This is a genomic window from Flavobacterium hydrocarbonoxydans, assembly GCF_009789235.1.
GTDB lineage: Bacteria > Bacteroidota > Bacteroidia > Flavobacteriales > Flavobacteriaceae > Flavobacterium > Flavobacterium hydrocarbonoxydans.
This window is the reverse complement of the sequence record NZ_WSTB01000018.1, coordinates 19,571-42,497: the sequence shown is the minus strand read 5'-3', so window position 1 is coordinate 42,497 and position 22,927 is coordinate 19,571. Positions and strand designations below refer to the sequence as shown.

At 35.9% G+C, this 22,927-nt stretch carries 21 protein-coding genes; 6 read left to right on the top strand and 15 right to left on the bottom strand.

Going from position 1 to position 22,927, the window contains the following annotated elements:
• The first annotated feature begins 6 nt into the window (after positions 1-6).
• From GON26_RS20625 to GON26_RS20600, 6 genes are all read left to right on the top strand, one after another.
• A complete protein-coding gene (locus GON26_RS20625) occupies positions 7-1,986 on the top strand; it encodes a glycoside hydrolase family 127 protein (protein WP_230407976.1) in 1,980 nt (659 codons plus the stop codon).
• Between the two features lie 296 nt (positions 1,987-2,282).
• The gene (locus GON26_RS20620) at positions 2,283-4,268 is read left to right on the top strand and encodes an alpha-L-arabinofuranosidase C-terminal domain-containing protein (RefSeq protein ID WP_160376662.1); all 1,986 of its coding nucleotides are present in this window, start codon (positions 2,283-2,285) and stop codon (positions 4,266-4,268) included.
• A gap of 168 nt (positions 4,269-4,436) precedes the next feature.
• A complete protein-coding gene (locus GON26_RS20615) occupies positions 4,437-6,128 on the top strand; it encodes a ribulokinase (protein ID WP_160376661.1) in 1,692 nt (563 codons plus the stop codon).
• On the top strand, positions 6,112-6,813 hold the full coding sequence (locus GON26_RS20610; protein WP_160376660.1) for an L-ribulose-5-phosphate 4-epimerase: 702 nt from the start codon (positions 6,112-6,114) through the stop codon (positions 6,811-6,813). Before GON26_RS20615 ends, GON26_RS20610 begins: the two co-directional genes overlap by 17 nt.
• 182 nt (positions 6,814-6,995) lie before the next feature.
• On the top strand, positions 6,996-8,504 hold the full coding sequence (gene araA, locus GON26_RS20605) for an L-arabinose isomerase (RefSeq protein WP_160376659.1): 1,509 nt from the start codon (positions 6,996-6,998) through the stop codon (positions 8,502-8,504).
• 136 nt (positions 8,505-8,640) lie between these two features.
• Complete coding sequence (locus tag GON26_RS20600) at positions 8,641-9,822, top strand: aldose epimerase family protein (protein ID WP_160376658.1); 1,182 nt, start codon at positions 8,641-8,643, stop codon at positions 9,820-9,822.
• 362 nt (positions 9,823-10,184) lie between these two features.
• Here the strand turns inward: GON26_RS20600 and GON26_RS20595 are convergent, their stop codons facing one another.
• From GON26_RS20595 to GON26_RS20525, 15 genes are all read right to left on the bottom strand, one after another.
• A complete protein-coding gene (locus GON26_RS20595; RefSeq protein WP_160376657.1) occupies positions 10,185-11,675 on the bottom strand; it encodes a hypothetical protein in 1,491 nt (496 codons plus the stop codon).
• 128 nt (positions 11,676-11,803) lie between these two features.
• The gene (locus tag GON26_RS20590; RefSeq protein ID WP_160376656.1) at positions 11,804-13,954 is read right to left on the bottom strand and encodes an NHL repeat-containing protein; all 2,151 of its coding nucleotides are present in this window, start codon (positions 13,952-13,954) and stop codon (positions 11,804-11,806) included.
• 126 nt (positions 13,955-14,080) lie between these two features.
• Entirely contained in the window at positions 14,081-15,547 is a 1,467-nt protein-coding gene (locus GON26_RS20585; protein ID WP_160376655.1) for a BspA family leucine-rich repeat surface protein, read from the bottom strand.
• A gap of 98 nt (positions 15,548-15,645) precedes the next feature.
• Positions 15,646-15,840 (bottom strand): hypothetical protein, encoded by a 195-nt coding sequence (locus GON26_RS20580; RefSeq protein WP_160376654.1) that lies wholly within the window; start codon positions 15,838-15,840, stop codon positions 15,646-15,648.
• Between the two features lie 4 nt (positions 15,841-15,844).
• A complete protein-coding gene (locus tag GON26_RS20575; RefSeq protein ID WP_160376653.1) occupies positions 15,845-16,675 on the bottom strand; it encodes a hypothetical protein in 831 nt (276 codons plus the stop codon).
• Between the two features lie 9 nt (positions 16,676-16,684).
• Positions 16,685-17,821, bottom strand: a complete 1,137-nt coding sequence (locus GON26_RS20570) for a hypothetical protein (RefSeq protein WP_160376652.1) — start codon at positions 17,819-17,821, stop codon at positions 16,685-16,687.
• A 6-nt stretch (positions 17,822-17,827) separates the two neighbouring features.
• Positions 17,828-18,328, bottom strand: coding sequence for a hypothetical protein (locus GON26_RS20565; protein ID WP_160376651.1), 501 nt, complete (start codon positions 18,326-18,328; stop codon positions 17,828-17,830).
• A 6-nt stretch (positions 18,329-18,334) separates the two neighbouring features.
• Positions 18,335-19,099 carry a hypothetical protein gene (locus tag GON26_RS20560; protein ID WP_160376650.1) on the bottom strand — a complete coding sequence of 255 codons (765 nt, stop codon included), beginning with the start codon at positions 19,097-19,099 and terminating at the stop codon, positions 18,335-18,337.
• Entirely contained in the window at positions 19,099-19,602 is a 504-nt protein-coding gene (locus GON26_RS20555) for a hypothetical protein (RefSeq protein WP_160376649.1), read from the bottom strand. The genes GON26_RS20560 and GON26_RS20555 overlap by 1 nt, the downstream gene beginning before the upstream one ends.
• Positions 19,592-20,458: a nucleotidyltransferase gene (locus tag GON26_RS20550; RefSeq protein ID WP_160376648.1), complete on the bottom strand. Its 867-nt coding sequence runs from the start codon at positions 20,456-20,458 to the stop codon at positions 19,592-19,594. The genes GON26_RS20555 and GON26_RS20550 overlap by 11 nt, the downstream gene beginning before the upstream one ends.
• 6 nt (positions 20,459-20,464) lie before the next feature.
• Entirely contained in the window at positions 20,465-20,755 is a 291-nt protein-coding gene (locus tag GON26_RS20545; protein WP_160376647.1) for a hypothetical protein, read from the bottom strand.
• Positions 20,733-21,110, bottom strand: a complete 378-nt coding sequence (locus tag GON26_RS20540) for a hypothetical protein (protein ID WP_160376646.1) — start codon at positions 21,108-21,110, stop codon at positions 20,733-20,735. The genes GON26_RS20545 and GON26_RS20540 overlap by 23 nt, the downstream gene beginning before the upstream one ends.
• A 10-nt stretch (positions 21,111-21,120) precedes the next feature.
• Positions 21,121-21,342 carry a hypothetical protein gene (locus GON26_RS20535; RefSeq protein WP_160376645.1) on the bottom strand — a complete coding sequence of 74 codons (222 nt, stop codon included), beginning with the start codon at positions 21,340-21,342 and terminating at the stop codon, positions 21,121-21,123.
• Positions 21,343-21,834: a hypothetical protein gene (locus tag GON26_RS20530; protein WP_160376644.1), complete on the bottom strand. Its 492-nt coding sequence runs from the start codon at positions 21,832-21,834 to the stop codon at positions 21,343-21,345.
• Between the two features lie 19 nt (positions 21,835-21,853).
• Positions 21,854-22,927: a late control protein gene (locus GON26_RS20525; RefSeq protein ID WP_160376643.1), complete on the bottom strand. Its 1,074-nt coding sequence runs from the start codon at positions 22,925-22,927 to the stop codon at positions 21,854-21,856.

Below are 22,927 nucleotides of genomic sequence, written 5' to 3'. Positions count from 1 at the left end.
AGCATAATGAATAAATATACTTTCCCTGTTATTACGATTTTCATGTCGTTTATGGTTTTTCTTTCCTGTAAAGAAACCCAAAACGATGTGTTGCAATCCAATAAAACGTCAGTAACAAAAGCCGGTTATCCAATAGAACCGGTAAACATTCAAAATGTAAAATTGTCTGATTCTTTTTGGCTGCCCATTATCAAAAGAGTACAGGAAATTACGATAGAATATGCCATTCAGAAATGTAATGAAGAAGGTCGTTTTGAGAATTTTTTAATTGCCGGAAAACAAAAAACCGGGACAGTAAGAGGAGAAATGCCTTTTGATGATACGGATGTTTACAAAATTATCGAAGGCGCTTCGAATACCTTAATCAGTGCGCCAAATCCAAAGTTAGAAAGCGTACTGGATTCGCTGATTGCTATTGTAAAAATAGGTCAGGAAAAAGACGGTTACTTAACCACTTGGCGAACCATAAATCCTGCAAAACCGCCTTGTACCTGGGTTCCGGTTATTGAAGGAAAACGTTGGGAATCGCTGCAGATTAGTCACGAATGTTATAACGCAGGGCACTTAATTGAAGCTGCGGTAGTGCATTATGAAGCTACTGGAAAAAGAAACTTTTTAGACATTGCCATCAAAAATGCTGATTTGTTAGTGAAAACTTTTGGCGATGGTCCAGGTCAGGTAAAAGGAGTTCCGGGACATCAGATTGTAGAAACGGGTCTCATCAAATTATACCAAATTACCGGAAAAGAAGCGTATCTAAAACTGGCAAAATACTATTTAGACAATCGCGGTAATCCGGACAATCATAAATTATATGGCGAGTATGCACAGGATCATATGCCGGTTGTGCAGCAAAATGAAGTAGTTGGCCACGCTGTGAGAGCGGTTTATATGTATGCGGGAATGACGGATATTGCCGCGATGACCAAAGACAAAGCCTATACGGATGCCATTAATAATTTATGGGAAAATATGGTCAACAAAAAGATGTATATCACGGGCGGAATAGGTTCGAGACATGAGGGAGAAGCTTTTGGAAGCAATTACGAACTGCCCAATTTAACCGCTTATAACGAAACCTGTGCGGCAATTGGAGATGTTTATTGGAATCACAGATTGCATAACTTATCTGGTAAATCACAGTATTTTGATGTAATCGAACGCACGATGTACAACGGTTTGATTTCTGGAATTTCATTAGATGGAAAACAATTTTTCTATCCAAATGCTCTGGAAGCGGATGGTGTCTATAAATCAAACAGAGGTTCCTGCACCCGTCAGGCCTGGTTTGACTGTTCTTGTTGTCCAACCAATTTAATTCGTTTTGTACCTTCGATTCCGGGACTGATTTACTCCAAATCAAAAGACGCTTTGTATGTCAATTTATTTGCTTCAAACACGGCTTCCATCACTTTAGGAAAAACCGATTTGCAGATTTCGCAGCAGACAGGATATCCGTGGAATGGCAAAGTTGCTATTGCAGTTAACCCGAAAAAAGAAAGTAAGTTCACAATAAAACTTCGTGTTCCGGGCTGGGCCAGAAACGAAGTTTTGCCGGGAGATTTGTACAGTTATAAAAAAGCTTCGACTCAAAAAGCAACAATTTCCATTAATGGAGAATCAATCGCAATGCAGCCGGAAGAAGGTTATTTTACCATTACCAGAAACTGGAAAAAAGGCGATAAAATCAATCTTAATTTCCCGATGGAAGTGCAGGAAGTTGTTACGAATGCGAAAGTAGAAACCAATAAAAATAAAGTTTCTCTAGAATATGGTCCGATCGTTTACGCAGTAGAAGAAATTGACAATAAAACCAATTTTGATAAAATAGATGTCGCTGCCGGCGATACTTTCAAAGTAAAAAAAGAACCTAATTTATTGCAGGGCGTAAACGTAATCGAAAACTCAAAATTCAAAGCCATTCCGTATTACAGCTGGTCAAATCGTGGTGTAGGGAAGATGAAAGTCTGGCTGGATTATAAATAGAAAATAGAATTTAGAGTAAAGAAAAAAGATCTGTGTGCAAAAAAATAAACACATAGAAAACATAGAATTAAATTAATAAAAAAGAGTACAAAACAAATCTAGATTTGAACACATAGCTATGTTTCTTGAAGCAAATGAAATGCCTTTTTTTGGCTATCAAATTCTATGTATCTATGTGTTTAAAAAAGAAAATAAAGTCAAAGTTTATAAAAATAAAAATCCGTTTTTATCCGCGGTTTCACTTTAGTGAATCAGTATCATCCGCGGTCGATAAAAACACATTTAACTATAAAAAAATGAAGCCTAATTTAATTACCAAAATGACCCTTTGTGGTTTAATGCTTAGCGGCCTTTTTGCTTCGGCACAAAAAAACAATCTTGAAGTTGATTTCTCAAAATCGGTAACCAAAATTCAGCCCACGATGTACGGCGTATTTTTTGAAGACATCAATTTTGCTGCCGATGGAGGTTTGTATGCTGAAATGATCAAAAACAGATCGTTCGAATTTGAGCTCCCTTTTATGGGCTGGAACGAACCAAACAGCGACAGGCATAAATTGAATGAGAAATCCGGAATCGCAAAAATCATCCAATATTCTCAAAAAGGAACCAATCATAATTATTGCCGCATAACGGTAAATGATGCCAATGGTTACGAATTGCTTAACGAAGGTTTTAGAGGAATGGGAATCAAGAAAGATTTGCATTATAATTTTTCACTAAAAGCATCTAAGGAATCTGGAAATATTTCGAAAATAAAAATTCAGTTTATTGATAAAAATAAAAAGGTTTTAGGCGAGACCTCTATTGTGCCAACTTCCAATAACTGGACGAATTATACGGCACAATTAGTTGCCACTGCGACCGAAGCGAAAGCACAAATCAAAATCACTTTTGAAGGAACAGGAGTAATTGCTCTGGACATGATTTCGTTGTTTCCGGAAGATACCTGGAAAGGAAGAAAGAACGGTCTGCGTAGTGATTTAGTGCAATTGTTATACGATTTAAAACCAGGATTTTTACGTTTTCCGGGAGGGTGTATTGTTGAAGGAAAAACACTGGCTGAACGTTACCAATGGAAAAAATCAGTTGGAAACATTGAAGACAGAGAGTTTTTAATCAACCGTTGGAATATCGAATTTGCACACAAACCAACACCGGATTATTTTCAGAGTTTTGGATTGGGATTTTTCGAATATTTTCAGCTTTCTGAAGATATCGGAGCATCGCCATTACCAATTTTAAGCTGCGGAATGGCGTGTCAGTTTAATACAGGAGAATTAGTTCCGATGGATCAGTTGGATCCTTATGTTCAGGATGCTTTAGATTTAATTGAATTTGCCAATGGTGATGTTACTACTGCCTGGGGGAAACTAAGAGCCGATATGGGACATCCAAAATCCTTTAATTTAAAATTCATCGGAGTTGGAAATGAGCAATGGGGACCAGATTATATCGAACGTTTCAAAGTATTTCAAAAAGCCATTAAAGCCAAATATCCGAACATTACCATAGTTTCCGGAACAGGACCTTTCCCGGAAGGAGATTATTTTGATTATGGTATGAAAGAACTTAAAAAACTAAATACTGAAATTGTGGATGAACATTATTACAAAAGCCCGGAATGGTTTCGTAAAAATGCCACCCGATATGATAATTACGATCGTAAAGGACCAAAGATTTTTGCTGGGGAATATGCCGCTCAAAGTGTAGAAATTGCTAGTCCATTAAATAAAAATAATTGGGAATGTGCTTTTTCTGAAGCTGCTTTTATGACCGGAATGGAGCGTAATGCTGAGGTAGTTCACCTAACATCGTATGCGCCGTTATTGGCTCATGTGGAAGGCTGGCAGTGGACTCCGGATATGATCTGGTTCAATAATTTAGAATCTTATGGAACACCCAATTATTATGTTCAGAAATTATTTGCCAATAACAGAGGAACCGATTTAATCAATATTACCAAAGACGGAAAAGCAGTTACAGGTCAGAACGATTTGTTTGCGTCGGCTGTAAAAGATACCAATTCGAAAGAGGTCATACTGAAAATTGTAAACACTTCTTCGGCTTCTCAAAATGTTGCCATCGACTTAAAAGGAGGAAAATTAGACTCGAAAGGAACAGCTTTAATTTTGAAAGGAGAAGGTTTAAACGATGAGAATTCATTTGAATCTCCAAAGAAAATCAGTCCGAAAGAAAGTGAATTTAAAGTAAAAGGAAGCAAAGTGCAATACGATTTTCCAGCATACTCGGTAACGGTTTTGAAAATTAAGATGAAATAATCACAACAGAATAAATGTAAAACTAACGTTTATTTTTTGTTTTGCCCCTAAATGCCTGTTTTAATGAATTATTTGTAAAAATTACAGTGCTTATTTTTATTAAGTGTTTTTTACACACTTATAAATTAATTATATTTATATTTGTCATTATTAAAAAATGAATTTCGAATGAAAAATTACGTTATAGGATTGGACTACGGAACAGATTCTGTTCGGGCGGTGCTAATAGATACTGAAAATGGGCAAGAGTTAGCATCAAATGTTTCTCATTATAAAAGATGGAAGAACAAGCAATATTGTGACGCATCCATCAATCAGTTTCGCCAGCATCCTTTAGATCATATCGAAGGGCTAGAAATTACGATTCAGACCGTTATAAAAGAAAGTAAAGTTGATCCTTCATTAGTAAAAGGAATTTGTATAGACACCACAGGATCTTCACCAGTTCCTGTAACCAAAGATGGAATTCCACTAGCTCTTACAAAAGGTTTCGAGGAAAATCCTAATGCGATGATGGTGTTGTGGAAAGATCATACTTCGATAAATGAAGCCAACGAAATCAACGAACTGGCCGTAAGCTGGGGCGGAGAAAACGTGACCAAATATGTAGGCGGAATCTATTCATCAGAATGGTTTTGGGCAAAAATCCTACACATTGCCAGAGAAGATGAAGCGGTTCGAAATGCAGCGCATACCTGGATGGAACACTGCGATTTAATGACGTATTTATTGATTGAGGACAAAGATTTAAAATCATTCAAAAGAAGCCGTTGCGCAGCAGGACATAAAGCGATGTGGCACGAAGACTGGAATGGACTTCCTCCAGTAGAATTTTTAGAAAAATTACATCCGTATTTAGCAACACTTCGTGGCAATTTATACGATGAGACTTATACATCTGATTTAGTTGCCGGAAATTTAAGCCAAGAATGGGCCGATCGTTTAGGACTTTCTACAGAAACTGTAGTGGCTGTTGGAACTTTTGATGCGCATTCCGGTGCTGTTGGAGCAAAAATTGGCGAGAATACTTTGGTTCGCGTTATGGGAACTTCAACCTGCGATATTTTGGTGGGTTCTTATGACGAAGTTGGAACAAAAACCGTTCGCGGTATCTGCGGACAAGTGGATGGATCTGTAATTCCAGGTTTTATTGGTTTGGAAGCTGGACAATCAGCTTTTGGAGATTTACTGGCCTGGTACAAAGAATTATTGATGTGGCCAACGGAACATTTACTGACATCCTCTTCTGTTTTGAATGATACGCAGAAAGAGCAATTAAGAGAAGAATTCAGCGATAAATTAATCGTTGAATTAACAAAAGAAGCAGAGAAAATTCCAGTTTCAGAAAGTCTTCCAATTGCTTTGGACTGGATCAACGGAAGAAGAACTCCAGATGCGAATCAGGAATTAAAAAGTGCCATTTCAAACTTATCTTTAGGAACAAAAGCACCTCATATTTTCAAAGCTTTGGTAAACGCAATCTGCTTTGGAGCGAAAAAAATAGTGGATCGTTTTGAGGAAGAAGGCGTAAAAATCGACAGCGTAATCGGAATTGGGGGTGTTGCCAGAAAATCACCTTTTATCATGCAGACTTTGGCGAATGTTTTGAATAAACCAATCAAAATTGCAGCTTCAGACCAGACTCCAGCTTTGGGAGCAGCGATTTACGCAGCCGTTGCCGCCGGAATTTATTCAAACGTAATCGAAGCAAGCCAAAAAATAGGAAGCGATTTTGACGGAGAATATTTCCCTCAATTAGACAAAGTAGCGGCATACAACAAATTGCTGGTTGCTTATGATCAATTAAGTGCTTTTGAAGATCCATCCATTAAAATTACAGAAAATGAGTTCTCTTTATAAAGATTTAAAACAGGAATGTTACGAAGCCAACATGCAATTGAATGCACTGAATTTGGTCGTATATACATTTGGGAACGTAAGTGCTGTTGACAGAGAAAAGGGTGTTTTTGCTATCAAACCAAGCGGCGTTCCTTACGAAGATTTAAAACCAGAAGACATCGTTATTGTAGATTTTGATAATACTATTATCGAAGGAACAATGCGTCCTTCTTCTGATACCAAAACACATGCTTATTTATATAAAAACTGGCCAAACATTGGTGGTGTAGCGCATACACATGCAACTTACTCAGTAGCCTGGGCGCAATCGCAACGTGATATTCCGATTTTCGGGACAACACATGCCGATCATTTAACGTCAGACATTCCGTGTGCTCCGCCAATGGCAGACGCGCTTATCGAAGGGAATTACGAACACAATACCGGAATTCAGATTTTGGATTGTTTCAAAGAAAAAAAACTTTCGTATGAAGAAGTAGAAATGATTCTGATCGGTAATCACGGTCCGTTTGCCTGGGGAAAAAACGCAGCAAAGGCGGTTTATAACAGTAAAGTTCTGGAAGTAGTAGCCGAAATGGCGTATCTGACTTTACAAATAAACCCCAACGCACCAAGACTGAAAGATTCCTTAATAAAAAAACATTACGAACGTAAACACGGAAAAGATTCGTATTACGGACAATAAATAATTTTAGATTTTAGAATGTAGATTTTAGATTGAAGGATTCAAAAAAACTTTAAATCTGAAACTTGAAATAAAAACAATAAATAACGAAGGTTTTCTATTTTTTCGAACTTGACTCGAGAGCTCTGCTCGAACAGGCGAAGCAAACTTGAAACAAAGAAAACCTGAAACAAAAGATAAAAATGATTGATATATCTCAAAAAGAAGTTTGGTTTGTAGTAGGCAGCCAGGAATTATACGGTGAAGAAACACTAAGAAAAGTAGCAGAACATTCGCAAATTATTGCAAAAGGACTAGATGCTTCATCGAGCATTCCGGTAAAAGTGGTTTATAAAGATGTGGTAAAATCGCCTTCTCAAATTCTGGATGTATGCTTGGCAGCGAACACGAACAAAAACTGTATCGGAATCATTGCCTGGATGCATACTTTTTCGCCAGCTAAAATGTGGATTGGAGGATTGAGTATTTTGAAGAAACCATTATGTCATTTGCATACACAATACAATGCTGAAATTCCGTGGGGAACTATTGATATGGATTTCATGAACCTGAATCAATCGGCACACGGAGATCGTGAGTTTGGTTTTATCATGTCCAGAATGCGTAAAAAACGCAAAGTGGTTGTGGGTCACTGGGAAGACGAAAGAGTTCAAAATAAACTCGGAGTCTGGACAAGAGTTGTATTGGGTTGGGATGAACTTCAAAACTTAAAAGTAGCCCGTATTGGAGACAATATGCGTGAAGTTGCGGTTACCGAAGGTGATAAAGTTGAAGCTCAGATACGTTTTGGCGTTTCAGTAAACGGATACGATTCATCAGATGTTACCAAACATATCGAGAAAGTTACCGATACACAATTAAATGATTTATTAGCAGTTTACGAATCGTCATATAATTTGACGGATTCTTTAAAAGAAGGCGGAGCGCAAAGAAGTTCTTTGGTAGAAGCCGCAAAAATAGAATTAGGTTTAAGAGCTTTTCTTGAAGAAGGAGGTTTTGGAGCTTTTACAGATACATTCGAAAACCTGGGTGTCTGGAAACAATTACCAGGAATCGCAACACAAAGATTAATGGCTGATGGTTATGGTTTTGGTGGCGAAGGCGACTGGAAAACGGCTGCAATGGTTCGTGCTTTAAAAGTAATGAACATTGGTCTTGAAGGAGGAACGTCTTTCATGGAAGATTACACTTATCACTTTACACCTCAAAAATCATACGTTTTGGGATCGCACATGTTAGAAATTTGTCCGTCTATTGCTGATGGAAAACCTTCTTGCGAAGTACATCCATTAGGAATTGGAGGAAAAGAAGATCCAGCACGTTTGGTATTTAATTCACCAGCTGGAGATGCTATCAATGTATCGTTGGTAGATATGGGCAATCGTTTCCGTTTGATTGTAAACGAAGTAGTAGCCGTAAAACCAATGGCAGATTTACCAAAATTACCAGTTGCAAGAGTTTTATGGGATTGTAAACCAAACCTTGATATTGCAGCAACAGCCTGGATTTTGGCAGGAGGAGCACATCACACGGTTTATAGCCAGTCTGTTACAACTGAGTTTATGGAAGATTTCGCTGATATTGCTGGAATTGAATTATTGGTAATTGATGAAAAAACAACCGTGAGAGATTTCAAAGATAAACTGAATGCTAATGAAGCATATTATCATTTGTTTCAACACGGGCTTTAAGGCAGTAAAATGTAATTTGTGAAATGTAAAATGTAAAAAACCTAAATAGATGATTTTTTACATTTTTAAAATGACTAAATTTCACATCTAACATTTTACTTTTAACATTTCACAAAAAAACTAAAAAAAATCATTTATGAATGTATTAAAACGTTGCGTTTTCGGAATAAGCTTACTGAGTTTGGCTGCAATTTCGGTTCAATGTAAAAACGATAAAAAAATGGAAACAAATGCTACTCAAGAAGTAAAAGATTCTGTAACCATCGTAAAATCGGCTTACGGAACAACTCTAAAAGGAGAAAAAATAGACAGTTATAAGCTGAAAAACCAAAATGGGATGGAAGTCGATATCATCACTTTTGGTGGAATTATTACTGATTTGAAAGTACCTAATAAAGAAGGTGTTTCAGAAAATGTGGTAACAGGTTTTACTTCTTTGGAACAATATCAAAAAGAGAATCCGTTCTTCGGTGCTTTGATTGGGAGATTTGGAAACCGAATTGCAAAAGGAAAATTTTCGCTTGACGGAAAAAATTATCAGTTAGCAATAAACAATGCGCCAAATGCTTTACACGGTGGACCGGAAGGTTTTCATAGAGTAGTTTGGACAGCAACAGAAACAAAATCAGGAGAAAAAGCTTCTTTAAAATTATCCTATTTAGCGAAAGATGGTGAAGAAGGATATCCTGGAAACCTGCAGGTTTTTGTAACATACACCTTAACAAATGACAATCAGTTAGAAGTGCTTTACGAGGCCACGACCGATAAGAAAACCATTGTAAACTTAACGCAGCATACGTACTTCAATTTATCAGGTGATTTTTCTAAAACGATTTTAGATCACGAAATCACATTAAATGCTGATAAATTGGTTCCTGTGGATGCGACTTTAATTCCGACCGGAAAATTAGAAGATGTCACCAATACACCTTTTGATTTTAGAAAACCAAAATTAGTCGGAAAAGATATTGGAGTTAAAAACGAGCAGTTAGAAAGAGGAAAAGGATACGATCACTGCTGGGTACTGAACAATACTGAAAAAGGAAAAACGATTGTGGCTTCGGCTTACGAACCAGCAAGCGGACGACTTTTAGAAATAACAACCGATGAGCCGGGAATTCAGTTTTACTCAGGAAATTTTCTTGACGGAACTTTACCAATGCGCAACGGCGGAACATACGCACACAGAACCGGTTTTTGCCTAGAAACACAACATTATCCGGATTCTCCAAACCAGAAAGATTTTCCAACAACCGTTTTAAATCCTGGTGAAAATTATAAAACCAAAACTACTTTCAAATTTTCTGTAAAAAAATAGTTTTAGGCTTTATTTATTAGTTTAGTAATTCTCTAAGAAACCTCGAAAGTGTTGGCTTTCGAGGTTTTTTTATGAGGATAGAGAAAGTTATCGCGATTTTTTTATATTCAATCGAATTTTCTGAGTAGATAAATTAAGATGTTAAAAGGCTTTATTTGTTTTAATTCTTAATTATCTTGTGTTATGAGTTATTGAGATTTTTTCTTCACCACTGAAATAGTACTTTTCAAAATTTATGAGTAAGTAATTTTCAGCTCTTTCTAACTCAAATGAGGTTTCTTTAATAAATACATTATCAAATTTTCCTTGTATTAAAATTGGAGAAACATAGTGTGTTGTATTTAGTTTAATTATAGTCTGTTTTAAAATTCTTCTTCAAAATATATCAGAAGTGATGGTGTCCTCCATACTCCTGTCGATACATTATTATTGTTAAACGTAATCATTATCGAACCTCCGGCATCTATAATTTTTGTACTGTCTATATCTGTGCCATAAGAAAAAACATAAGGTGTAGAACCGTTTGAATATGGCCCAACAGTTTTAGAAGCTATTGTTTCAAAACCGGAAGAACCTAACCTTTTATTTATCTTCAAACTTACTGGCGTACCCAAAGCATTACCGCCATGAACAACTGCTTTAATTTTACATTTAAAAGGCATGTATAAAAGATTACCATAATTCACGCTAGTATCAAATACAGGATTATTAAAATGTCCACCTTCTCTATTAGGAGCGTAATCTGTAATAGAGCCTACATAAGTTCCTGTCCACGAAAAAACAACAGAAAATGTTCTTTTAGGAATATTAAATCCTTCGACAGTCCATTCATCTGTACCTATCTTAGTAATGGTTCGGGTTTCGCCTTTTACCATTACTAATTGTAGATTAGTCGTAAAATTAATTCCTGCACCTCCCAAAGTCACAACACCATTACCTTTTTGTGTAAATTCGAATTTAGAACCAATAGGAATTGCAAGACTCGCATTTGTAGGTATAGTAAAAGCCACAGGATTAGAGTTTGTAAAAACAATTCTTTTATTATAGTCATTAAGACCAAGCGTATAAGTTATTCCTGATTGTATATTAATACCTAAAATCCAAGATTTATATAAGGTATCAAACCAAGCTTTTAAATTAGCTTTTATCGATACCCATTTAACCGATTTCTTCGAAAAAGAATCTGCACTATCATCAATAACAATTCTATCAGCATCTACCATCGTAGTTTTCTCAATAGAGGGAGTACTTCCAGAACCTGCAATAGCAGTTCCAAAAACAGAAATAAAACCTAATTTAATGGTTCCACTGGGGACAGCCGGTTCAGCAGCAGCTTCGCCGTTTGCAGCTTCAATACCTTCTATAATAGAGTATTGTCCAAATTGATTTCCGATTAAAATATCATTACGATACATTCCTGCTGTTGCAGCAGGAATGGTCTCAGTAAAAGCGTCAGGAGTTAAGTAAGCAGCTTTATTTAAAACCCAAGCAAAAGCATTGGCCTCAATAGTTATAGCTAAACCAGCGATATTGATTGTACCGAATTTCAAAACCCGGTCAGGATTTTCAATTGCAGCAATTCTTTCATCTATATCTTTCGCAGTTCCTGCATAACCGCCCTTGTCTAGTTTTTCACCAATAGATTCTGAGTGAGCCTCAGGATCATGATTGTGTCCTTCCAGCTGTGATTTCTCAGCTTTAGCATTTAGAGTTGATATTAAATCAGCAATATTACTTTGCGGAATTAGTTCATCCTTATGCCAAAATGATTGCCACGAAGCCCAAAATTGTGCTTGTGTAGGTTTAAGTCCGGTTTTAAACCAACTTAGGATTGTGTTTAGGTTTGTTGCCATGTTTTTTGTTTGGAATTTTGTGTTTCAAAAGATTATAATTCTATAACCTTACTAATTATTTTGTGAAGAAAAAAGGGTAATGATTTTTATAAAAGATACAACGATTTAGTACTCTTTAATCAAAATAATCAATACACTATTTTTCGGTCTCCAGTAGCTGTTTTATATTCGCATCCAACAGGAAGTCCACCTGCAAGTGCAGCTGAATTATCTGAAAAGGTTGGCATATTAGTCCATATCATATGTCCGTTTTCATCGATAAAACCTCTAAGTGTCTCAATCTGCATATCTGTTCCAGATGAAAGTTTTTGACCTGTTATGAATTCTATTTTACTTTGAGCATTTCCTTTTCCTGTACCAGATTTTAATTTTAATGTGCCACCGTCTAAATTAGGAATTCCAGTATCGCTGTTTTGTTGTACATAAATATTATTGGAATAATCTCCAGCGTAAATATTTCCATTGACGAATGAGGCCATACCCCATATGGGCGCAAGAACAGAATCAGTTAGATTAAATGCACCATCACTATTAGTCTGCATATAAATATTAATTCCGATAGCTGCGTAAAGATTATTATTAGGAGCTATGACTATTCCGCCATATGCGCCTGTTTTATAAAAGATGAAATCACCAACTCCTCCTAATTGCTTATAAATGCTAGAGCTGTCTAAAGCAAATATATCTCCGTTTGGTGCAGCAGCCATTCTTCCCCAAGTTCTAATCGTTTGATCTAACGGAAGAAAATCACCATTTCCTCCTGTCTGTTTATATATGTCTCCATTTGAAACAGAAGCGTAAACATCGCCATTTGGAGATGAGCACATCCCCGTATAATTCCTAGGAGTTTGTCCTAAAGCCACAAATGACCCACTTTCATTTATTTGTTTATATATATCACCATCCTTAACAGATACATAAATATCATTTGTTATTGTTGAAGTTATAGCTCTGTAATTCCTCGTTACAATTCCTATATCTAAAAAAGGTCCAGTTCCTCCTGATTGTTTAAAAATTTTAGAGGCATTACATGCATAAACATTATTTGATGAAGCTGTCATGTCATAAGATGGAAAACCTACAGATGGAGAAATTTTGACAAAAGATGAGTCGATTATGAAATTTATAGTTTTACCTGCTGAAATAATTAGATCCCTTCCTTTAGTTGTGTTCTCGGAATTTTCCACTCCAATTTCTCTATTGGTTTGATTTCCTAACGTAAAATCTTTAACTGGAGTTCGATAAGTTCCAATGCCAAAGAAGGTTCCATTATCAAATAAGCGACTAGATATAAGGGTTGATGAATCCAAAGATTTTACAATATAATTAGCTATTCCTGTAAACGTAGATTGCTTAGTCGCTAAATCAGTATTATCAGCAATGATACCGTTTCTGTTTTGAAGTGTATATGTTCTTGCAGCCGTATTCGAATTTGCAAAAAAGGAAGTAAAAGTGTTGGCCGCATTTCTTAAACCTAATTTTCCCGCTAAAAAAGTCTTAACTCCAGATACTTCTTGATTTGAATTTTGAGTCAAGTAAATAGTATCGAACCAAGTTTTCAAAGACGTTTTAATTGATACCCATTTAACAGATTTCTTCGAAAAAGAATCTGCACTGTCATCAATAACAATTCTATCAGCATCTACCATCGTAGTTTTCTCAATAGAGGGAGTACTTCCAAAGCTTGCAATAGCGGTTCCAAAAACAGAAATAAAACCTAATTTAATAGTTCCGGTAGGTACAGCCGGTTCAGCGGCAGCTTCGCCGTTTGCAGCTTCAATACCTTCTATAATGGAGTATTGTCCGAACTGATTTCCGACTAAAATATCGTTGCGATACATTCCTGCTGTTGCAGCAGGAATGGTCTCAGTAAAAGCGTCAGGAATCAAATAAGTTACTTTATTTAAAACCCATGCAAAAGCATTTGCCTCAATAGTTATAGCTAAACCTGCGATGTTGATTGTACCGAATTTCAAAACCCGGTCAGGATTTTCAATTGCGGCAATTCTTTCATCAATATCTTTTGCAGTTCCTGTATAACCGCCTTTGTCTAGTTTTTCACCAATAGCTTCTTCGTGGGCATTTGGATCATGATTGTGTCCTTCGAGTTGTGATTTTTCAGCTTTGGCATTTAGAGTTGATGTTAAATCGGTAATGTTACTTTGCGGAATCTGTTCGTCTTTGTGCCAAAATGATTGCCACGAGGCCCAAAATTGTGCCTGTGTTGGTTTAAGTCCGGTTTTAAACCAACTTAGGATTGTGTTTATATTTGTTGCCATTGTATTATTTTTAAAATTATTCTTTGGCGTAGGTAAAATTTAGGGCTTAACTATAGTTAATTATATTTGTTGAGATTTATTGAAAATCAAGTTTTGGGCTCCTGTACTCGTGGAATATTTAATCAATTACTGATTTTTTTTCGGTAAGTTTGAAGATGATACATTCCAATTTTCAATGTTTTGATTAAAGCTGGAGCAGTTTTTAAACATATTATACATTGCAACTACAGCTGTAGTTTTTAATTTCCAATTATTAATATCAGGACTTCCTCCGTTATTAAAGTGTTTACAGCCGGAAAACATTGTTGAAAAATCGGTTACAGTTGCTACGTTCCAATTTCCTAGATTTTGATCGAAATTTACAGCACCGTAAAACATACCATTCATATTGGTGACCAAAGTGGTATTCCAATTTTCGATATTCTGGTTAAAATCTGTGCATTCCCAAAACATGCCACCCATGTTGGTTACAGCAGCGGTATTCCAATTTCCAATATTTTGATTAAAGCTGCTGCAATTTAAAAACATGCCGTACATAGTTGTAACAGCAGCGGTATTCCATTTTTCAATATTTTGATTAAAACGACTACAGTTTCTAAACATGGCAAACATATTGGTAACAGCAGTAGTATTCCAATTTTCAATATTTTGATTAAAAGCAGTACAACCAGAAAACATCTTATTCATAGTTGTTACGGCAATTGTATTCCAATTTCCAATATTTTGATTGAAAGCGTTACACTCTGAAAACATATCCGACATATCAATGTTTCCAGAAGATCTAATTTTCCAGTTATTAATATTACAACTTCCACCATTATTAAATACAGTGCAATCATAAAACATATTTGAAAAATCGAAAACAGCAGAAACATTCCAATTTCCAAGATTTTGATTGAAAGAACTACAGCTGCGAAACATTGAACTCATGTTAGTAACTGCAGTAGTATTCCATAAATCTAAATTTTGGTTGAAAAAGGTACAACCTGAGAACATACCACACATATCTCCAACTCCGGAAGTATTCCAGTTATTTATTTTTCTAATTTCAGTTAATGCTGTACAATTGCTAAATGCAAAATTTAAATGAGTAGTACCGGATAAATTCAAAACATCTTTTACTGTTGCTAAATTCAAATTGTCACATCCAAAAAAATAGTTCCCTTGATTAGTGCCCAATCTAAAAGCGCTTCCCCAGGTTCTGATCGATAAGATTTTTAATCGGTCACCCGAATTATCAAATTGCCAGCCTGTACAAGTTCCTTCGATTTTAATTGTATAGGTTCCTGATATGGCATAGGTATGTGTAGTATTGGGGTGATTGTATGAGGTGATCTTGTTGGAACTCCCATCTCCCCAATCAACTACAAAATCGTATGTACCAGTTGCTATAAGCGGTAGTTTTATTTGTGTTGATGCACTGGATCCTGAGGAGATATTATTGGTTTTCCATACGGATTCGAAAATGTTTTTTTTCGATTTTCTTAAAAAGTTGTTTTGTGCTAAATCCGTAAAATTACGTTTTAGAATCCGTTTTACAGGTTTAAATTTAGTTTTTGACCTAGAGAAAAGAGTATTTATATATGTATCCATTTGTGTTCTTTAACAAAAGAGTTGTTGTTTATAAACAACAACTCTTTTAAAAAATTTAGGTTATAAAATCAAAATCTATTCTGGTAAACTGCGTATATTTAGGTGTTACCTCTGGTTCTAAAAAACGGGGCTAAACCAGGAAGTACAACGGCCAAAATCAATCCTGAAAGTTTAATTTGATTAATTGTTTGAAGGCTCAGGCCAACGCTTTGTAACAAATCAAAAGAAGTGTCTATAAAGCCGGTTAGCGCTATTAAAGCACTAATGATAGCGGCTATTTTTTGTTTGTTCATAATTTTAAGGATTTACGACTGAAAAAGAGTACTGAATCCAGCCTTCGGTTGTTTTTTCGTAAATGGTTTTGTTTGGAAAAATTTCATAACAATAGACCTTGAATCCAGGAGTGGCCTGAGGATACGAACTATTCAAGGCACTATTGCTCAAAGCTGTTGTTGTGGTGTTAGTAGCTAACGTTACGATGTTGCCATTTTCAGCTGCAACAGCGCCATTAACAGCAACAATTAAGTTGTGATTGTTAACTTTAATGCTTGGGCCCTGCATATTAATACCGCCACTGCAATAAATCCCTAGTGGACCTAAGCCGGATTTTGTAATTACACCGGTATTTCCAGTTCCGGGGAATGTTAAATAGTAACTATCTCCTACGATAAAATTATTTTTTATTCTGGTTTCCTGAAGAAATTCAGTTGGTGAATTAAATTCAATTATGGGTGTATTACCAAGATGAATTCCTCCTGCATGACCATCTATGTACACGCCAAGACTTTGGCCCTCTATATTTATTCCTCTATTACTGTTATAAATAGATCCTCTACTATTATTTGTAGAAAAATTGAAGTTTGGAGCTGTTATCAAAAGATCTGTAGTAATAGAGGCATTACTACCTGTTTTTAATGTAGTATCTAAATCAGCAGCTCCTGAGCCTGATCCTAATTCATTTCTGGAAATCATTTTTACAATTCTGTCAGGGCTTCGGACTAAGATACTGTCTTCAGGATCTCCTCTATACACCGTATTAAGTTGCAACTGTTTTTCGATTGTATATTTGCTTTGTGCGATTGTGGTAATCGAAAAGGTCAATATCAATAATAATAGTATTTTTTTCATCTTTATTTTTTATGGATTTACAACTATGCTGGCATACTTAATCCAGGCATCGCTTGTTTTTTCGTAAACTAAACTTCCTCCTGAAACTGAACTACAATGCACTCGAAATCCAATTTGAGCATTGGGATATTGAGTATTCAGATTTGTAGTAGTTAATTCAGTTGTGGTAGCATTAACTACAGCTGTAACAGTGGCTAGATATTCTTTATTTATAATTGCTTTGCCCGTTGTGTCAGAATTAATTAAAGCAATGGTTTGCTGAGGGAATAGAACCAAATTATTTGATTTGCTAATAAATTTATTTCCTATATTGATAATATTACTTGTTGCCATATCAGCAGGATCACCTTCGGCACCAATATAAATATTACTGTTTCCAGTAGTAATGTAGCGTCCGGCAAATTTCCCCATTCCAATATTGGCAGCACCTTCCGTAATATTCCATAAAGAATAATTACCAAAAGCATTATTTGAATTACCTGAGGTACTTGCAGTAAGGGAACTATGTCCCAATGCAGTATTTGAAAAACCGGATGTGTTGTTGCGTAACGAATAGGTTCCGACAGCAACATTTTTATCAGTAGAGGTAGCGTCAGACATAGAAAATGCACCAATTGCTACTGATTGGCCTAGTCCTGAAACCATTTTTGATAAAGCTGCAGCACCTATTGCGACAGTATAACCTGCGCTGGCATTGGCGTTCATTGAAGAATTACCAATAGCTGTGTTGGCATAGCCTGTTGTATTAAATTCTAAGGCGTATGATCCCATTCCAGTGTTATAATCTCCAGTTGTATTAGTAGTTAATATATGATCTCCCAATACGACATTGTTAGGCGAATTTCCTTCTCCTCTTCCAATTCTTACTCCGTTAATTAATTTATCAACACCTCCCAATTCCTGAAGTGCGATTGTATCAACAATTCCCGGAAGGGAATCTGAAACAGGTCTGATATTTTCATTGGAACCTAATTCCTTTCGTGAAATCATTTTTACGATTCGATCAGCGCTTCTAACCAGAATACTGTCTTCAATATCTCCTCTTAACACAGTGTTGAGCTGTAGCTGCTTTTCGATTGTGTATTTGCTTTGTGCCACACCGGCCCAGGAAAGGCCCAGTAAAAGCAATAATAGTATTTTTTTCATAAGTGTTTATTCAGAAAAATCTAGTCTGTTAATAATATCAAAGTTGTAAAGAATATCACTGTCGCCGCCTAAATAACGACCCGTTATCCACTGACCTTCAACAATTCCCATTACCAAATCTTCAACTTCTAAAACATTCAGGTTTTCTGCACCTCGCTTAAAAATGACGAATTGTCCAGGAAAAACCATTTTTGCTGTAAGTTGTAGTTCAGGATGTGCATTAGGGTCTGTCACGTGTGATTCAAAATTTGAAACATGTGTATGAAAATCCAGTTCATCGGTTTTTTGATCAAATAAGGCAGCATGCGCCTGATCATCAGACATGTGTCCTTCAAGTTGTGATTTTTCGGCTTTAGCGTTTAAGGTCAGGGCTAAATCAGCAATATTATTTTGCGGAATGAGTTCATCCTTGTGCCAAAAAGATTGCCATGATGCCCAAAATTGGGCTTGCGTTGGTTTTAAGCCTGTTTTAAACCAGCTTAGAATGGTATTTAGATTTGTAGCCATATTTTTTTAGTATTTAATCCAGACACCCATGTAGGTTATAGAAGAATTATCTCTGTTTTCAGAGTTATTACAGATGATTGTTATTTTGCTTGCATCAGTTGTATACTTACACCATAGTATATCATCCGAATTAACATCTCCACTAAAATTAATTTGACTTATCGAAGGGAGAAAACCAGCCAAATGACTCATTGTATATCCCGCAGGAGGATAAACATATGCGTAGTTTTTACTATAATCATTATGATAATAACCCACAGCTCTTACTAGAGTTGATGTTGAGCCTGATACTACTCTAATTTTAGGTATTTGTAATGTTAATAATGCTGCTTCAAGCGTTTGTATTCTGGTTTGTAAAGCCAAAACATTTGTTTTGTCTTCTTTTATATCTAAAGCAGCTTTGAAATCTCTTGTAGGGATTGGTCTTATAAAACTTGCCCAGGGCCATGATTCTGAAGCTGTACCAAAACCAGCTTCTTTTATGGTATGTACAGGTTTAGCACCGCCTTCTTCAAATTCTTTAGTGCTGGTAGTACTTGTAATTACAACATTTGAAGAAATGTAACCTCCTTTAAAAGGATATATTTCTCCGTCAATCACCACTACACCATCCGAGACATTAGAACCTGTTACATTACAGCCGGAAAGAATAACTAAATTTCCTGCTATATTTCCTAAGTTATTAAAGATTTCGTAACTTTTTTGAAGTTCATCGAGTCTTTCTGTTTTTAGCGGAAAACCGCCTGTCTGATTAAAATTTGTTCTATTCATTAGAAATAAGATATTTTATAGCGTTTTCCGCCAGCTTTGTAAAAATTAATGTGTGTTATGATGTTTTCTTCCTGATATTTTTTGAATTCAATAGGAATAAGCACCCTAAAATCAACACCCGTATCTCCGGTTTCTGCCTCGTTTCTGAGCCAGATGGTTTCTGTTTTATCCTGTTCAGGATTACTGTTTTGAGGATGTATGTAGTCGATAGGGCTTTCGTTTTCAGTATAAATGTAGGTGGTGTCATAAAGTTGACCCTCAACTACCTTAATACGTTTTAAAGATTGATCAAACTTATAGTTGAGTGACTTTCTCAGGTAACAAACCTGCCCGTTATGATTTAGTTTAAAAATATTTTCCTCCCGAAAAGAAGACCAGGTTTTATCATATAATGCAACTATCGGACTTATAAGGGCCTGAATAAAAACAATCAGGTTGGGTTTTCGCAAAAATGTGGGCAATAACTGTATGGCCAGCACATTGAGATTTATTTTATACCACATAACTGATATTATCAAAGGTTGCAATTTCAAAATAACCGCTTTTAGGTATTGTTGAAATATATATGTCTTGAGGAGGAGTACTGTAGCCATCAGCATCAACTGGTCCGGCAGCATCTACCCAAGCGCTTTGTGCGCCTACAATTGTTGCGTCTAAAACACCTTCTACTTTTTGTAATTTATCAACTAAAGCTGATAGACGAAGATCTCCATCAAAAGGAAGTTCTTTCATAAATTCCTGAATGGCTTCTTTTACAGGGTATTTAGCAGTGTCCTTATCCATACCGCTACTATCGAGTATCATGGCATTTCTTTTAATTAGGATGTTCAGATATAGGCGATCCGGTTTGTAATTTAAAACAGTAACTTTTACGCCTGCTACTTTTATTTCGTCGATATAGGCTTCAAAACCTTCTCTTTGGTCATCATTAATTGGAGCCAATATGCCAGCACTTTCGCCTGCTATTTTTATAATAACACGGCTGCTTTCTTCTGCCTCGTTTACTGCAGCATATTTAACAATTTTTGAAGCTTCGATTTGGGCAGTTGTATGATCCTGATTGTCAAAATAATCTTCGTCAGCAACTAAATCATAACCGTATTGAAAACGTAATGCCATGGTACGATACCAGGGCAGAGTACCGGATTTTTGATTTGCGAGTTTGTCATCAACTTCTTTTTTATGTTGATCAAACAAAGCTTCCAGTACTCCAATTGCTGTAGCTACCACAAAAGTGATTAATCGCGATATTGAGGTTTTACTGGTTGAGGTTATTTCTGTTAAACTGTTTTTAAGAGTATCATCGGCTCTCAAAGCTTCTATAATATCTGTTTGTATGTTTGCTATACTTCTTGCCATGGTTTTTTATCTTACTATAAATGTTTCTTCTATGATCATTTCGCCAATACCTTCGTCGATGGCGTAGCTTGGTCCTGAATAATTAAATGCGGGAACATATTTTCCATCGGTGTAAAAGCCAACAATATCTTCGTCTTTGCGAATGGCTTCCGGAACTTCTAAGATTGTTTTAACTGTCAGCGGATCAGTAATGCTTAAATTGTTGGCCACAGTCATTGCTACAAGACTTTCGATGGTACCACAATGATGCAGTGTAAAATCAATTAACGATTGGTTATGTAATACTGTTTCTTGCATGATTTCGTAATGTTCTGTTTTCTTTTTTCAATTCGGTAATCTCTTGTTGTTGTAGTTTGATTTTGCGGTCTTTTAGTTTGAGTTCTTCTTCGAGCAGCAAAATTTTTCGGGTCATCATTTCTTCAAACTCCTTGTATCTTGTTTCGTACCTTGCCTTTAGGTCGTCTAAAATTTCTTTATAGTGACCGGATAACTTAATGTCATTTTCGATAGCAGTGGTTTCTACATATTCTTTTGCATGCGTTACCTCAACCTTTAACTTTTCGACTTCTTGCTTGTACTTACTTTTGGTAAAAGAATAGGTAATATAACTCGTGCCGCCAGCGGTTAGTAATCCGGTTACTACTATCATCATTTCGTTCATGTCAGCTAATGGTGTGGGTTATAGTTCCCGTAACAGGTCCACCGCTTGTTGGCGATATTAATCCTGAAACGTATTGAATTTTAGCCTGTTTGACTTCATCGATAACAGCTTGCGCTATTTTTTCAGAAATGTTGTCCAGGCTTTTGTTGTAATCGCTTTGTTCGTTTTGCTCATCTGCAAATGCGGAGCGAATTTTTCCTTTTAATCTCTCTTTGTCTAACATTTAATTTTCTTTTAAAAATTGATTAAACCTATTTTCAAGATCAATAAAGTCATTAAGATTTATCAGGTTGATAGTGGGGCCGTTATTGGTCGTAAACTTCATTGCTTTAATGGCTTTTAATAAATCGGCCATTAGTTTTTTTAAGTTTTCGTTTTCTTTTTTTAATAAAAAACCGTCTTTATCAATTTGAAATTCGACTTTTTCAATAGCGATTTTTGCACTTTCTATTTCTGAATAAGTTTCAATGTAAAGCCGATGTAAATCTTCATTAATCGGACTTACAATTACGGAGCTGTCTTTCTTCGGAAACAAATAAAATCCCTGATTGTCCTCGTTAATAACAGCTGCTAATTGCACATCTGTGTATTCCAGTATCCCATCAGAAACCGTACAGGTTCCGTTTTCTTTATTTACAGAAAGAACCGTAACAGGAAAAGAGTCAACGTCTCTTTTTTTTAATTTTCTAAAGGCATCTTGCAGGTCTTTTTCCATGGAATTTTTTTTCTAATACTTATTTTTCTTCTTTGATTTCTCCCAATCTGTTTCGGATGCTTACTTTTCTCCTGGCGCCTCCGGAACCAAAAGTGGTCACGACTTTGTTTATAAAATAACTTCCTTTTCTGTTTGGATGATCCTGATCGAGTATATTGGCTTTCATGCCGCGGGTAGCATGCGGAATTAGAAATCCGGTCAGATCTCCGCTAAAACCATTGTATTTCAGTTTTTCAATCTCGGTTTTAGCAAGCTCTTTTAATTTGGCTTCTTCAGAAACTACTGAGGTATGATATTCTCGAACTTCACCGTCAGAATCACCTTCTTCAACAATTGTTCTTTCGTTGGTTTTTGGATTGATATAGGTAAATTTTACTTTTATCTTTCGCTCTTCGGTTGTTTTGTATTCTAAGTTATTCTGGACGATATTTTTGCCCAGATCATACGTTGCAATTTGCCCAATATTGGTTAGTTGTTCTAAACCGCAATGCAATTTTCCGTCATCGGTGATAAAGGAAGTAAAGCCAAATTCTTTTTTTAGACGTTCTAAAGCCTGAGCACCATTTTCCTTAATAGACCATTTCTCGAAATTAAAACCGGTAACAGGGTAACTGAGCTGTATATCAGTGTCTTTTACAATTTCCTGCAATACAGTTTCAAGAGTTACTTTTTTCTGCCAATTTTGAGAAATGCTTTTTCGACGAAGCAGCCACATGGCATCTTCGCAATGAATCTCCAATGGTATTTTGGGACTGATTTTTTTGATGTAACCAACAAATTCAACACCGGAATATTTTCCTTCGTAACTTAGGGTAATGATTACTTTGTCGCCAACTTGTAAAGCATTTTCGGTGTATTCTTTGTTGTTACTGTCTGTTTTTTTTATGGCATTTTCGTTAAACTCTACGGCGTTTTCTTTATCACCATTTTTGACAACTTTAAACCGATTAGGCAATTTTATAATGGCAGTATCGCTCAGTTCATCTACTGATTTCGTGATTTCGATTTCATGAACAGCATTAAAAACATACTTAAACTGTTCGACTTTGTCTTTGAGCCTGATAAACTCAACTTTGCTTTCAAGTGTAAACAT